Origin of the sequence: Alkalihalobacillus sp. R86527 (assembly GCF_042466185.1) — a bacterium.
In the GTDB taxonomy this organism is placed as follows: Bacteria; Bacillota; Bacilli; order Bacillales; family Guptibacillaceae; genus Guptibacillus.
On sequence record NZ_JAXHBW010000001.1, the window covers coordinates 2,433,185 to 2,447,311 of the forward strand.

General features: G+C 40.1%; 16 protein-coding genes and 1 other annotated feature. Of the genes, 5 read left to right on the forward strand and 11 right to left on the reverse strand.

Annotation, left to right across the window (positions count from 1 at the left end; genetic code table 11):
* Positions 1-2: 2 nt before the first annotated feature.
* On the reverse strand, positions 3-131 hold the full coding sequence (locus SJY16_RS12440) for a hypothetical protein (RefSeq protein ID WP_263622911.1): 129 nt from the start codon (positions 129-131) through the stop codon (positions 3-5).
* A gap of 32 nt (positions 132-163) precedes the next feature.
* Complete coding sequence (locus SJY16_RS12445) at positions 164-727, reverse strand: GNAT family N-acetyltransferase (RefSeq protein ID WP_377889592.1); 564 nt, start codon at positions 725-727, stop codon at positions 164-166.
* 155 nt (positions 728-882) lie between these two features.
* Between SJY16_RS12445 and SJY16_RS12450 the strand changes: the two genes are divergently transcribed.
* Positions 883-1,056, forward strand: coding sequence for a hypothetical protein (locus tag SJY16_RS12450; RefSeq protein WP_377889593.1), 174 nt, complete (start codon positions 883-885; stop codon positions 1,054-1,056).
* A 36-nt stretch (positions 1,057-1,092) separates the two neighbouring features.
* Here SJY16_RS12450 and SJY16_RS12455 read toward each other — a convergent pair whose 3' ends face one another.
* Positions 1,093-2,244 carry a putative glycoside hydrolase gene (locus SJY16_RS12455; RefSeq protein WP_377892221.1) on the reverse strand — a complete coding sequence of 384 codons (1,152 nt, stop codon included), beginning with the start codon at positions 2,242-2,244 and terminating at the stop codon, positions 1,093-1,095.
* Between the two features lie 247 nt (positions 2,245-2,491).
* Here SJY16_RS12455 and SJY16_RS12460 point away from each other — a divergent pair, with 247 nt between their 5' ends.
* A complete protein-coding gene (locus SJY16_RS12460) occupies positions 2,492-3,028 on the forward strand; it encodes an HD domain-containing protein (protein ID WP_377889594.1) in 537 nt (178 codons plus the stop codon).
* 2 nt (positions 3,029-3,030) lie between these two features.
* Here SJY16_RS12460 and SJY16_RS12465 read toward each other — a convergent pair whose 3' ends face one another.
* Positions 3,031-3,429 (reverse strand): hypothetical protein, encoded by a 399-nt coding sequence (locus tag SJY16_RS12465; RefSeq protein ID WP_377889595.1) that lies wholly within the window; start codon positions 3,427-3,429, stop codon positions 3,031-3,033.
* A 42-nt stretch (positions 3,430-3,471) separates the two neighbouring features.
* Here SJY16_RS12465 and SJY16_RS12470 point away from each other — a divergent pair, with 42 nt between their 5' ends.
* Positions 3,472-3,645, forward strand: a complete 174-nt coding sequence (locus SJY16_RS12470; RefSeq protein ID WP_377889597.1) for a hypothetical protein — start codon at positions 3,472-3,474, stop codon at positions 3,643-3,645.
* 43 nt (positions 3,646-3,688) lie between these two features.
* On the opposite strand, the gene SJY16_RS12475 is transcribed toward SJY16_RS12470, so the two are convergent.
* The 5 genes from SJY16_RS12475 to SJY16_RS12495 form a co-directional block, all read right to left on the reverse strand.
* Positions 3,689-4,627 (reverse strand): ABC transporter ATP-binding protein, encoded by a 939-nt coding sequence (locus tag SJY16_RS12475; protein ID WP_377889599.1) that lies wholly within the window; start codon positions 4,625-4,627, stop codon positions 3,689-3,691.
* Positions 4,620-5,690, reverse strand: coding sequence for an ABC transporter ATP-binding protein (locus tag SJY16_RS12480; protein WP_377892224.1), 1,071 nt, complete (start codon positions 5,688-5,690; stop codon positions 4,620-4,622). The genes SJY16_RS12475 and SJY16_RS12480 overlap by 8 nt, the downstream gene beginning before the upstream one ends.
* 11 nt (positions 5,691-5,701) lie before the next feature.
* The gene (gene opp3C / locus SJY16_RS12485) at positions 5,702-6,724 is read right to left on the reverse strand and encodes an oligopeptide ABC transporter permease (RefSeq protein WP_377892226.1); all 1,023 of its coding nucleotides are present in this window, start codon (positions 6,722-6,724) and stop codon (positions 5,702-5,704) included.
* 5 nt (positions 6,725-6,729) lie between these two features.
* Complete coding sequence (opp3b, locus tag SJY16_RS12490; protein ID WP_377889601.1) at positions 6,730-7,659, reverse strand: oligopeptide ABC transporter permease; 930 nt, start codon at positions 7,657-7,659, stop codon at positions 6,730-6,732.
* Positions 7,660-7,836: 177 nt separating this feature from the next.
* Positions 7,837-9,528: a peptide ABC transporter substrate-binding protein gene (locus SJY16_RS12495; protein ID WP_377889602.1), complete on the reverse strand. Its 1,692-nt coding sequence runs from the start codon at positions 9,526-9,528 to the stop codon at positions 7,837-7,839.
* A gap of 434 nt (positions 9,529-9,962) precedes the next feature.
* On the opposite strand from SJY16_RS12495, the gene SJY16_RS12500 reads away from it, so the two are divergent.
* Together SJY16_RS12500 and trpS are read left to right on the forward strand one after the other, a co-directional pair.
* The gene (locus SJY16_RS12500) at positions 9,963-10,334 is read left to right on the forward strand and encodes a DUF3899 domain-containing protein (protein ID WP_377889603.1); all 372 of its coding nucleotides are present in this window, start codon (positions 9,963-9,965) and stop codon (positions 10,332-10,334) included.
* A gap of 55 nt (positions 10,335-10,389) precedes the next feature.
* Positions 10,390-10,617: a binding site (T-box leader), on the forward strand.
* Positions 10,618-10,680: 63 nt separating this feature from the next.
* A complete protein-coding gene (gene trpS, locus SJY16_RS12505; RefSeq protein ID WP_377889604.1) occupies positions 10,681-11,670 on the forward strand; it encodes a tryptophan--tRNA ligase in 990 nt (329 codons plus the stop codon).
* 295 nt (positions 11,671-11,965) lie between these two features.
* Here trpS and SJY16_RS12510 read toward each other — a convergent pair whose 3' ends face one another.
* Together SJY16_RS12510 and fabF are read right to left on the reverse strand one after the other, a co-directional pair.
* Positions 11,966-12,712 carry a YjbA family protein gene (locus SJY16_RS12510; protein ID WP_377889605.1) on the reverse strand — a complete coding sequence of 249 codons (747 nt, stop codon included), beginning with the start codon at positions 12,710-12,712 and terminating at the stop codon, positions 11,966-11,968.
* 137 nt (positions 12,713-12,849) lie between these two features.
* On the reverse strand, positions 12,850-14,088 hold the full coding sequence (gene fabF, locus SJY16_RS12515) for a beta-ketoacyl-ACP synthase II (protein WP_377889606.1): 1,239 nt from the start codon (positions 14,086-14,088) through the stop codon (positions 12,850-12,852).
* Positions 14,089-14,127: the final 39 nt, after the last annotated feature.

The window sequence follows — 14,127 nt, forward strand, 5'->3', positions numbered from 1 at the left end:
TGTTATGCAGACGTTTTTGTATTAGAGGCAGGTGACTTTGCAGGACGTGGATTCCATTTTTTTATGCGCTTTTTCAACATATCTTTCAGCATCTCACGCTTCTTTTTCTTCTTCTTATCCCGGTTTTTCATAGAAGCTTCCTCCTCGTTGAAAAACAGTCTTCTTATTCCTCTACAAGTTCCTTGTCAGCTTTCAAACTTAGTACTTCATCAACAGGCATGTATGATTCACCGTATAATTGCTTGTCTTTATAAGTATGAATTTCTTGATACGTATGCTTCATCGCTTCATATATTTCTTTTTCACCAGCTTCTTCAGGTGACCAGTACAAAATTTCCATTTCGTTGATTTCGTTTGTTGCAAGTGAACGTCTCCGGTAACCGATTGACTTCGCGTGCTTGAAACCTTCTCTCAAGTAGAAGCGTTGTCTTTTTTCTGTATCAGTATCTTCGTAATCGACAGGTTCAACTTCCAAAATAATCGGTTTGTTTTTTTCTTTAAGACCATTGATCAGCTTTTTGCCAAGCCCCTGACCTCTGGCATCACCGGAAACAAAGATATAATCCACAAAGATGAAATCTGGTAGGTTGGCATACATTAATACATGATTCGGTCCCTCATCCTTGATGTAAATGTCACTTTTCTCTTCAAGCAACAAGTCCATGTGTTCCTTTGATTTCATTTCTTCAATAGGAAAATATTGCTTCAATTTCTCATACCAGTTCATTGATCTACTCCTTTTAGTAAATTAATCACTATTAGTATAACATATTTATACAGTACGTAAGATACATGGTAAGGCTTGCAAGCAATAATATTCCCTCTTTTCAAAAAACTAAACATTCGGTAAACTGATAAAAAACAACGACTGGAGTGATTTGAATGCCTCTTTTCCTTGAGTTTACGTTCTTCGCCATATTTATTATTGGTTTGACAGCATTCTTGGCGATGATCATGCATGAATTTGGGACTGGGCTTTCTAAACAAAGTAAATCTTTCACTCAGCACCTCACTGCAAATAAACAAAACTGGAGAGGAATCAAACGCGACCATTAAAAAAACAAGACCGCTTGTAATTGGCGGTCTTGTTTTTTATGGTGTGTAGTCTACATTGTTCGTATACTTGTTTCCTGCATTCCACAATAAATATTCATTGATGTTATTCTTCTTAAGTGCTTTAATTTGAGCCTCTACTTCAGCTTTTCCATAGTTCAGGTAGTTTCCGCCACCAAGATAGCTTGCGGTGAAATCTTGAATCCAAGGTCTGCTTGTAGGCGGCGTATCTAACGCTTGCAGCACTTTGTTCTCGACTTGTGCATATTCGTTGATGATGTTATAAGGCTCAAGATCCGGCTTAGAGATGCCGAAATATGGACCCCAATGACTTGGATAGATCATTGATGAAATAACGTCAACATTTTCAGAGATCTTAGAGAAGTTTTGACCGATTCCTGGTGCTTCTGGAATCGTTGCAGAATAGCCAAAGATATCAACAGAAACATCAACACCATAAGGTTCGAGTTTCGAGTTTGCATATGCTACGAAATCTGTTACTGCAGATACTCGCTTCTGTACGTTTTCCATCTCTAGGTCTTTGTAATCACCCATTGTGTACGTAAGTGATGTATCTCGTTTCTCAAATCCTTCTGGGAAACGCACATAATCAAACTGAATTTCCTTAAAGCCCATTTTTGCTGCTTCGATCGCAATTTCCACATTGTAATCCCATACTTCTTTACTGAAAGGATTTACAAAGGCTTCTCCTCTTCCGTTCTTCCAAAGTGAGTTACCATCTTTATAAGAGAGCTCTGGTCGTGCTTCTGCTAAAACGGTATCCTTAAAAACTACCACTCTAGCAATTGGATAAATCTCATTCTTCTCAAGCTCTTCAAGAACCTTCCGTGGTTCTTTGATATAAGGCTTGCCGATATCGAATTGAGCTAGTGGAGAATCTTCTGTTGGTTCATATGTAAGATTACCAAAATCATCTTTAATATCGATGACCATCGAATTCAATTCAGTGGAATTCACAAAATCGATAAGTTTATCAAATTTTGCTCCACCTGCTGAATGCCCTGTTAGGTAAATTCCTCTTACTGCGTCCGGATATTTAAAATCTAAACCAGAATCGTAAACGAAACGAGGAAGCTTATCAGGCAGCTTCAATTCTTTTTCTTCAACTTTAACTCCATCATGATCTTTAGCTTCTAGAGATGATTCTTCTGCAAGAGCAGGTTGTCCCATTACAGAAAAAAGCAAAACAGTTGCCACCAGGTTTCTCAACCCAACTTTGAAAATACGCACAGCTTCTCTCTCCTTTATTAATATGCCTACTCTATTATAAGACGTTTTTTACCACTTTGAAAGAACTTCCAGTAAATTTCATACTGACTTTTTATGTCTTTTTAGTGAACGATATAAGTTGATTTCATTTTGAAGACATGGTATGATTTCTAGAAAAACATTTAGGATAGCGAGGAGGCAGTTAACCATGAGAAACGTTACACTTACTGATATTTTTCAATTACCTTTTGCTAGAAAGTATTTGAAACGAGCTGGACTTGCACATGCAGTAACAGTTACTCAAAAAGCATACGACCTTGCATGCAAGGAGGCAGTTAATACGGATCTAGCGACAAAAGCAGCTCTTCTTCACGATATCGGTCATTATACATGGTACAGAGATGGCGAATGGGACTTTGATCTCTATAAACAAAATGACATCCATGCGATTAAGGGTGCAGAACGGGCGCACAAGATGCTCATCAGACTCGGGGAAAATCCTGAAGCTGCGAAAGAAATTGCTGTAGCCATTCTCTTTCATACCGACTCCTATTTTCAAGGAACTGTTCAAAGAACTTCACTCCAGGAAGTGGTGGCTCAAGCTGATGAAGCCGATGAAGAACCAAATGGTAATCACCATTATAAAGTGATCTCAGAATCAGAAGCAGCAGAGATGCTTGCGGATTTAGATGATATGATCGAAAAGCAATGTCACTCAAATACCCATCTACAGCAAAGCGTCTAACTTCACGAACGATGGTTGATTTGGAAAGGAATCTTCACAATGCTCTCTTCTATCTTCCTTTCCCTTACCTTCCCTCCCCATTTTTCAATAAATTCTTCTTGCCTTCCTCCACTCGGTACCTTCATAATTAAACTTGTCTTACCTTGTTTTTTTGATGTTTTTACAACGAAATCATAAAGCCCCCATTTCTTAGTATCATTTCCCACAAAATAAAATTCAGCCAGCTCAACATGATTAGTCATCAGCTCAATCCAGATGTAGCCGATTGTAGTATCGTTTGATTCTAGTAAATAAATAATCGATTCTTTTGTCGGTTCTTGTGAACGAAGCTCAGGATTAAGATTTCGTAAGTTATCTAATGATTGCTTATCGAATTCAGGGTTATACGAATAAAAAATCATACTCTTCCCCCTTTTATAATTTATAGATAAGGAGTCTCCACCATGAAAACAAAAATAGTGCTACTTGCTTCGACATTACTTTTAATAATAACGATTTTACTAGACTATTCTACTTCTATGAACTTATCCCTTTTTATTAAAGGCATCCTTTTCATAACGATTGTAATCTATATTGTATACATAGCGCTTAAATACAAGAAAAAGAACGAAGAATAAAGAAGAGGCTGCATTTCAATTGAAATGCAGCCTCTTTTCCTTGTTATACAGTAACGCTGTTCTTAAGTTTGTTGTACTCTTCTTCTGTACAAGCTACCCAATGGCCTTCTGTTACTTCGCGAAGCTGTCTTTCTTCACCATTCTCAGGCTTATGCTTCTCAGGATCATAGACCATACGCTTTCTTGAACGCTCATACTCAGGATCCGGTAGAGGAATCGCTGAAAGCAACGATTGCGTATACGAATGAAGAGGATTACGATAAAGTTCTTCACTTTCTGCTAACTCAACGATTTGTCCGCGGTACATAACACCAATTCGATCACTGATGTATTTAACCATAGAAAGATCGTGCGCGATAAACAGATAAGTTAATCCTTTTTCGCGCTGAAGTTTCTTCATCAAGTTAACAACCTGTGCTTGAATTGAAACATCCAGAGCTGAAATAGGTTCATCGGCAATGATGAATTCAGGATCAACAGCAAGTGCACGAGCAATTCCGATACGCTGTCTTTGTCCACCACTAAATTCGTGAGGGTAACGGTTCGCGTGCTCTTTGTTAAGTCCTACAGTTTCTAGTAAGTCATGAACTTTATCCATTCTAGCTTTCTTAGAATCTGCAAGTCCGTGGATATCGATGCCTTCTGCAATGATATCAGCAACAGTCATTCTCGGGTTAAGTGACGCATAAGGATCCTGGAAAATCATCTGCATTTTACGATTGAATTTCTTCAATTCTTTTGCGGATTTCTTTCCGTGAACGTCTTCCCCCTTAAAAATAACTTCACCATCTGTTGCATCGTATAAACGAATGATCGTACGGCCTGTGGTTGACTTACCACAGCCCGATTCTCCTACAAGACCAAACGTTTCACCTTGATAAATATCGAATGTTAAACCATCAACTGCTTTAACAGTACCTTTACCAACTTTAAAATGCTGTTTTAGGTTTTTGATTTCAACTAGTTTTTCTTGGTTAGACATTTTTTTCACCATCTTTCGTGGCAATGATCGGCTCATCGGGAGCCATGCCGCGCAAGCGTTTCTTGATAGCTTCTGGCGGTTCTACTTTCGGTGCTTTTTCGTGCAACAACCATGTTGCAGCATAATGAGTATCAGATACTTTGAAAAGAGGTGGCTCCATCTCAGTATCGATCTTCATCGCATATGGATTCCGTGGAGCGAAAGCATCGCCTTTCGGAGGATCCAATAAATCTGGAGGTGAACCAGGAATTGCGATCAAGTCTTCTTCAGATGCTTCTAGACTTGGCATGGAACCAAGAAGCCCCCAAGTATATGGATGTTGTGGATTATAGAAGATTTCATCTACAGTACCCGTCTCAACAATTTTACCAGCATACATTACTGCAACACGGTCAGCGATGTTAGCTACAACGCCAAGGTCGTGCGTGATGAAGATGATTGAAGTACCCATCTTTTCTTGAAGATCTTTCAATAGCTCCAGGATTTGTGCTTGAATCGTTACATCTAGTGCAGTCGTTGGCTCATCTGCGATCAGAACTCTTGGGTTACAAGCAAGTGCGATCGCGATTACAACACGTTGACGCATTCCACCAGAGAATTGGTGAGGATATTGCGTTACTCGACCTTCAGAATCAGGAATTCCTACTAGTTTTAATAGTTCGATCGCACGTTCTTTTGCTTCAGACTTGTTCATGTTCTGGTGTTTGATCAACCCTTCCATGATCTGCTTACCAACTGTCATTGTTGGATTAAGAGAAGTCATAGGATCCTGGAAGATCATCGAAATTTCAGAGCCGCGAAGCTTTTGCATTTCTTTCTCGGAAAGCTTAGAAAGGTCACGGTCTCCAAACTTGATTTCACCTTGCTTAATGCGTCCAGGAGGATCAGGAATCAAGCGCATTACTGCTTTTGATGTAACGGACTTACCAGAACCTGATTCTCCTACAATTGCTAATGTTTCACCTTTATTTAAATGGAAGTTTACTCCGCGAACTGCTTTGACTTCTCCAGCAAACGTATCAAAGGAGACATGCAGATCGTTTACGTCTAGAATTCTTTCCATCATAATCCCCCCTATTTACGTAGCTTTGGATCAAATGCATCTCGTAGCCCATCACCAACAAGGTTGAAGGCAATCATGATCAAGGAAATAATGATCGATGGCCATAAAACAAGATGCGGATAGATTTGAAGGCTTGAGAAGCCATTGTTAATGATTGAACCTAGTGAAGCTTCCGGTGGTCTAATTCCCAGACCGATAAAGCTTAAGAATGCTTCGAAGAAAATTGCTCCAGGAATCGTAAACATCGTCGTAATGATGATCTGCCCTAGTACGTTAGGTATCAAGTGCTTCCCGATTACACGGCCACTTGTAGCTCCAAGTGTACGTGAAGCGAGTACGAACTCCTGAGTTTTCAATTTCAATACTTGTCCACGTACGATACGTGACATTCCGACCCAACCGGTTATAGAGAGTGCCACAATAATCGAGAATATTCCTGGTTCAAATATTAAAATCGCCAGAATAATCAAGATCAAGTTTGGAATACCAACAAGAACTTCAATGATACGTTGAAGCACATTATCCACTCGTCCACCGTAATAAGCTGAGATACCACCATATGCAACACCGATTACGAAGTCGATGAACGCTGCTGCTGCTGCAATGAATAGTGAAATTCGCGTACCTTGCCATACTCGTGTCCATTGGTCACGGCCAAATTCATCTGTACCAAACCAGTAGTACTCATTTTCGTAGCCTTTTGCTTCATATTGATCAACGCCACGAATGTCTACACCGTTTAGTCCAAGGAATCCAACGTTTTCTAATACAGGTACCTTAGCAGGCAATTTCGCTCTAGTTAATTCCTGCGTTCGATAGTCATGTTCATTCATATATGGCCCAAAAATAGCCAGGAAAGTTATTAAGATGATAATGATCAGCCCGATAATCGCACCAGGGTTTTTCTTAAGACGTCTCCATGCGTCTTTCCAAAAGCCAGTACTTTCACCGGCAATAATCTCACTTTCAGAATCATCAATGTTAGCGGGGTGAAACATATCATCTGTAAGGTCATGTAGTTTCTCTTGTTTCATACTCATTACTCTTTCCCTCCCGCTAAACGAATTCGAGGGTCAACAATTCCGTATAAGATGTCAACCAATAATATTACAAAAATAAATAGTAAACTAAAGAATAACGTCGTACCCATAATGATTGGGAAATCGTTTGTCAAAATGGAGTTAACGAATTTTTCCCCAAGACCTGGAATCACGAAAATTCTCTCAATAACTAGAGTACCTGTCATTAGACCTACAACCAGTGGTCCCATTATTGTAATGATAGGTATAGAAGCATTACGGATTGTATGTCTAATAACAACCGCTGTACTGCTCAAGCCTTTTGCTTTCGCTGTTACGATGTAATCTTGTCCAAGAACTTCAAGCATTTCTGTTCTCATAAATCGAGCGATTGTCGCAACAACAATTGAAGCAATCGCAATTGTTGGCATTATGGTATAAGCGAATCCATCCCAGTACGCAACTGGAAGCAGCTGCCATTTCACACCAAACCAATACTGCATTAGGCCAGCGATTACAAAGCTTGGTATTGAGATACCTAGTACGGCAATAACCATTGTTCCATAGTCCCAAAACGAATTATGTCTTAATGCTGCAATAATTCCTAAAAACAATCCAAGTATTGTACCTACAACAAGTGATTGGAATCCTAAGTATGCCGAAGGTCCAATACGCTCACCTATAATAGTAGATACTTGACGGCCATCCTGCTGGAAGGATACACCAAGATCCCCTGATAATAAGTTTGTCATGTAAGTAAAGTATTGTACGGCTACTGGATCATTAAGACCATACTTTTCATTTAGCTGTACAATTTGTGCATCACTTAGCTTTTCCTGGTTATTAAAAGGTGTACCAGGGAGAAGCTTCATTAGGAAAAACGTTAGTGAAGCAATAATAAGGAAGGTAATTACCATTGAAACTACCCTTCCACCGATATAACGTCCCACTACAACCAACCTCCTCGAGAAATACCTGCCTCTTTTAATTATAAGTCGAAAAAAAGGGAATAACCAGTTAATATTTTGTCTATTCTGATTATTAAGCTATATTTCGACATATTTTTTCTTTACAGGTAAAAAGAGAGTATATGTCAGGATGACATATACTCTCCTGAAAAGCTTAAATTATTTACCTTCGATCTTAATCCACTTGTAAGATGCATCAGCACCGAATGGGTGTACATAGTAGTTCTGAACATAATCCTGTTGAAGGATAGCCAGACCGCGTTGGTAAGTAGGAACAATCGCGATGTCCTCTTCCATTAGTACCTTTTCAGCTTCTTGCATCATTTCCCAACGCTTAGCATCGTCAGATTCTGTCTTAGCATTTGAAACTAGCTCGTCATACTTCTCACTTGAGTAACCCATGCGGTTGTATGCTCCATCAGTCTCAAACATGTAAAGGAATGTCATTGGATCTGGATAGTCAGGTCCCCAACCACCAGTTGAGATATCAAAGTCTCCGCCATCTTCAAGCTCAAGGAACTGCTTCCAAGGCTGCTTGTTGATTGTTAGAGTAAGTCCATCTAGCTTAGACTCATACTGCTCTTTTGCATACTCTGCAATTTTAGAAGCAAGCTCAGTGTCAGTAGTTAGGAACTCAAGCTCTACAGAGTCTTTTCCTAGCTCTTCAAGTCCAGCTTTCCAAGCTTCTTTAGCTTCTTCTTCGCCCATGTCAGCGTGGAAGCCTTCTGGAGCGAATTTACGGAAGTCGTCACCATTTGGTCCAGAAACGAAATCAGATGGTACAAAGTATTTTGCTGCGATTGAACCGTTGTTAAGAAGAACATTTACTAGTCCATCACGGTCATACGCAAGGAATAGAGCTTTACGTACGTTCTTGTTAGCAAGAGCTTCGTTCTCCTGGTTCATACGAAGGAAGAACATTGTAGGCTCAAGAATTGTATTGAAATCTTCTCTATCTTTGAACTGATCTACGAAGTCTGAATCAAGTGTAGCGCGATCGATTTTACCAGTTTCGTAAAGGTTTACTCTTGTTGCTACATCTTGTACTACTTTAACTGAGATGTTTTCAAGACTTACTACATCAGCATCCCAATATTCTGTATTCTTTTCAAAGCTCCAACCTTCACCATGGTTCCATTCAGAGAATACGAATGGTCCGTTGTAAAGCATAGTGTCTGCTTCAAGAGCATACTTGTCAGCTTTCTCTTCAGCAAATCCTTTTGGCTGTGGATAGAAAGTAGCGAAAGTTAGTAGAGACTTGAAATAAGGAGTCTTGTTTTCAACTGTAATTTCAAGTGTCTTTTCGTCTACTGCTTTAGCGCCTAGTTCTTCAACCTTACCGTACATAGGATCGCCTTCAGTAACGATTGCGTTACCGTTCTTGATTCCTGCAGTTCCAAACATGGAAGCGTAAGGAGAAAGTGTATCTGGGTGTAGTGCTTTGTGCCAAGCGTAGATGAAGTCTTCTGCAGTTACTTGAGAACCGTCAGACCACTTAGCATCATCGCGAATTGTAAACGTATAAACAGTTTCACCGTCTTTTTCTTCTTCTTTCGGCTCTTCAGCCGCAACACCTAGTGTTGGTTCATTGTTTTTGTCAAGGCGATAAAGACCTTCAAAAACTTGGTTCATTGCGTTGAATGAAGTAGAGTCAGTTGCCTGCGTAGTATCCATTGAAGGAATCTCTGCAGATGCAGTTAGGTTCAGTTCTTGTTTAGCTGAATCAGAACCACCATCGTCTCCCCCACTATTTCCATTACCACCGTTTGAGCCTCCACCACCGCAAGCGGATAGGAACATGCTCAATACAAGCACAAGAGATAGGACAAGAGTCCATCTTGATTTCTTCATGCTGTGTGACCTCCCTTAAATTATGTAGCTATTAAGCCATATACTTGCGAAACGAAATTCATCAAATTATCTAAAAATTTGACTCGTTCCTTCCCACAACTCGTATTATACAAGTTTTCGAACTATTTTGCATATGAATTTTTTACGGGAATTTACAAAAACCGCGTCATCATTACGTTTGAGTAACAAAAGATAGGCACAAAGACCTAGTATGTAATATGGGTTTTTGGGTATAAGTTTGTACTTTTGCACGTATTTGCATGAAAATCTAACTAGTCCTATGTATCTAAAAGTATGTAGTGCTTTAAAGTGTATAGAATATGCATGAAACATAATTTTCAAATAAATTACTTTCAGATATTTGAACATCTGTTATTGTTCTTATCGTTTACAAATTTTATACTTAATAATGACAAACTATGACGGGGGTTCACATGAAATCATTATTGATACGTTCTGGAGTACTCATTGTACTCTCCTTTATTGCCGCGATCATTTCCTCTATCCTATCCGATAGCGGATTTTCGATCCAAAGTGCCTCTGATATTCTCTTTATGATTGCACTCGCTATGCTTTTGATTGGTGCTGCGCTCCATGTCATACAGACTGGTTTCTTCGATGGTATCGTCTATTCCTTTAAGAGATTTTTAAGAAATTCGACAAAGCATCAGATGATCGAAGAAGATAAGTCAGAGCTTTCTTACAAGCTTGAATATGATAATCCAGTTACTTATCCTATCCTAATTGCTGGTGCCTTTTGGACAGTCATTACGATCATTATTGCACTGATTATTACAAATAGTTGATTTGTTGCATCATGGGGGATTTGTAAGATATAATTACGTTACTAATAGGATACGGAAAATCGCTATGACGAAGAGGAGTACAATCAGCTGTGTTTTAAGAGAGCCTGTGGGTGGTGAAAACAGGTATCACACTGTTTGGAATGGACTTTCGAGCACCTTTGCTGAACAGATTAGTAGGTAAAGGCGTGAGCATTCACGTTATCACCAGGTTTACTAGCTAAACCACAAAGTGATCCATTTTTTTGGATAAGCAGGGTGGCACCACGGTCCATTCGTCCCTAGCAATAAGGGATGAATGGACCTTTTTTGTATTCTATTGATAAAGAACTTTTGGAGGGTGAAAAGAATGAGCGTTATTTTTTCAGGTATACAACCGAGCGGCACATTAACAATTGGAAATTACCTCGGTGCAATGAAGCATTTTACAGAGTTACAAGAGGAGAATGAGTGTTACTTTTGTGTCGTCAACCAGCATGCGATTACCGTTCCACAGGAAAAGAAAGCTTTAAAAACCAACACAAAGAGCCTTGCAGCGCTTTACTTAGCATCAGGAATCGACCCAGAAAAGTCTACGCTTTTCATTCAATCTGAAGTGGCAGCACATGCTCAGTTAGGGTGGATGTTGCAGTGCGTCTCTTATATAGGAGAACTAGAGAGAATGACACAATTTAAGGATAAATCGTCTGGAAAAGAAGCTGTTAGCGCTGGTCTACTAACATACCCTCCACTTATGGCAGCAGATATCCTGCTTTACGGTACAGAAATCGTACCTGTTGGAGATGATCAAAAGCAACACATCGAGCTAACACGTAACCTTGCAGAGCGTTTCAACCGCAAGTATAACGACATTTTCGTAATGCCCGAACCTCGTATTCCTAAGGTTGGAGCACGTATTATGTCCCTTCAAGACCCTACTAGAAAAATGAGTAAATCTGATGAAAACAAAAACGCGTTTATCTCGATGCTAGATGAGCCAAATACGATTATTAAGAAAATTAAGCGAGCTGTGACTGATTCTGATGGAATCGTCCGATTCGATAAAGAAAACAAACCAGCTCTCTCCAATCTACTTACGATCTACTCACTTTGCTCTGGGAAATCAATCGAAGAAATCGAGGGTATGTATGAAGGCAAAGGATACGGAGACTTCAAAGCTGAACTTGGAGAAGTAGTCGCAGAAACACTACGCCCAATCCAAGAACGCTACAACAACTTGATCAACTCAGAAGAACTAGATAACATCCTCGACCACGGAGCTGAAAAAGCAAACCGCAGAGCCAATAAAATGCTCGCAAAAGCCGAAAGAGCCATGGGACTAGAAAGAAGGAAAAGGTAAATAGAAAAGCGAAGGCAAGCGTTTAGAAACGGCGATATTGGAACTCTTGAAATGGAACACGCTTTTTGTGTTCGGTTGAAAGAGTGATAAAGAGCCCTCCCCAAATCTGGGGAAGGGCTCTTTTATTGTCCGAAATTTCTTTATGAGCTAAAATCAAGATTTATTGTCCAAAACGGCTACTTTAGTAGCCAAATTCCAATTTTACTGTCTAATTGTACGTATTCTAATTTTCACGGACGAAACACCACCACGAAACCAAAAAAGGTCGCCATTCCGGCGACCTTCTGTATTCTATTTAATTCACATGTGTTCCCTTTTCTAACTCCCATATCTTCTCAAAGTAAGGTTGACCCTTGATGATGCGTTCGCAGATTTGTTCGTGCTTATGTGACCAGCCTGCTTTCACTTCATGATAGAGCCCTTCCCACGCCTCGTCCATTTCCATGTTTTGAATCGTCATGTATTTCTTTGGTTGGCACTCCGTTAACCAGTATCTGATCTCTGCCGAGTTACCACTTGAGTAGAGTTGATCGAGCGCCATGAATAATAGCTGTTTAAGCTGCCGCTCTTTTCTTGTTAGTCCTCTCATCACGTCAGGTCCTGGTGAAAGAATGTGATGCTCTTTCACTGGGTTTTCTTCTGTAAACGGGTAGATTGTTGCTTCAACGTCTGCCACCATTTCATAAACGGCCTTTTCCTGCCTAGGGATGACTCTACTCTTCCGAATAGGGATTTTGTATCCAAGGGTATCAATGATGATCACGCCTCTACCGTCAGTTGCAAGGAAACAATATTCTAATGGAGATCGCTCGTTATTTTTACGAATGTAGCTTTTCTGAAAAATATCACTCAATAAACTTTCAGGAAGCTCTGCTAGGTCGTTCTCGATGTAGTGATATAGAAGTGACTCTACTTTTATGACTGGTACTTGATCTAACAATTCAATAAAGTCGTCTTTTCTCCATTCGTGAAAATCACAAACGTTATATCCGTTCTCTTCACCTTCAAACCAATTCACCCATACATCTCGCAAATATAACATTCGGTTACCCCTCACTTCGCTACTGTTTGTAAAAACAGTATAGTCAGGAGTAAGTTAAAATATTCCATGATCAGCATATTCTTCAGAAAAGAGTTTTATGACAAAGAAATACCTCCGGTTTGCCGGAGGTATCTTGATTATTTTACATATTTCTTGAAGATCAGTGTTGCATTATGTCCACCAAATCCAAGTGAGTTATTTAAGATAGCTTGTACATCGGATTTACGCGCTTTATTTGGCACATAATCAAGGTCACAATCAGGGTCTGGTGTTTCATAGTTAATTGTAGGAGGCAAGATGCCTTCTTCAATTGCTTTCGCACAGAAGATACTTTCTACTGCTCCTGCAGCACCTAGTAAGTGACCCGTCATAGACTTCGTTGAGCTAACCGCTAGCTTATAAGCATGGTCGCCAAATACTGATTTAATCGCAGCCGTTTCATACTTATCATTGTATTCTGTACTCGTTCCGTGAGCGTTGATGTAATCGATATTCTCTGGAGAAAGTCCTGCATCATCAATCGCTTGCTTCATAGACCTAGCACCGCCTTCACCTTCTGGAGCTGGCTGTGTGACATGGTAAGCATCACCTGTTGAACCATATCCTACGATTTCACCGTAGATTTTCGCACCACGTGCTTCAGCAGATTCTAGACTTTCAATAACAAGAATTCCAGCTCCTTCACCGATTACAAAACCATTTCGATCAGCATCGAACGGTCTGCTTGCTGTTGATGGATCTGGATTCGTTGACAATGCTTTCATTGAACTAAATCCTGCTACGCTCATGTTCGTGATCGGCGCTTCAGAACCACCTGTGATCATAGCGTCCGCATCTCCACGCTGAATGACTTTGAATGCATCACCAATCGAATTTGTTCCTGACGCACATGCCGTAACAGTACAAGAATTGATGCCCTTTGCACCTAGCATGATTGAAACTTGGCCAGAAGCCATATCAGGAATCATCATTGGGACAAAGAATGGGCTGACGCGGCGAGCGCCTTTGCTTAAAAACGTACGGAATTGAGATTCATACGTCTCCATTCCACCGATACCAGACCCAATCCATACGCCGACGCGCTCTGCATTGTCATCCGTAATTTTAAAGTTAGCATCATCTACCGCCATTTGAGCAGCTGCAACAGCAAACTGTGTAAAGCGGTCCATCTTTCTTGCATCCTTTTTATCCATGAACTGTTCAGGATCGAATTCGAGTGCCTCAGCTGAAACTTTCGCTGGAAACTCATTTACGTCCAAACGTTGTAGAGGGTTCACACCTGAAACACCGTTTAAAACGTTATTCCACGTTTCTGAAACAGAATTTCCTAGAGGTGAAATCGCACCTAAGCCAGTAATTACAACTCTTCTATTCATTTCAAACAACTCTCCTTTTTCAAAACTACATGTTCAATA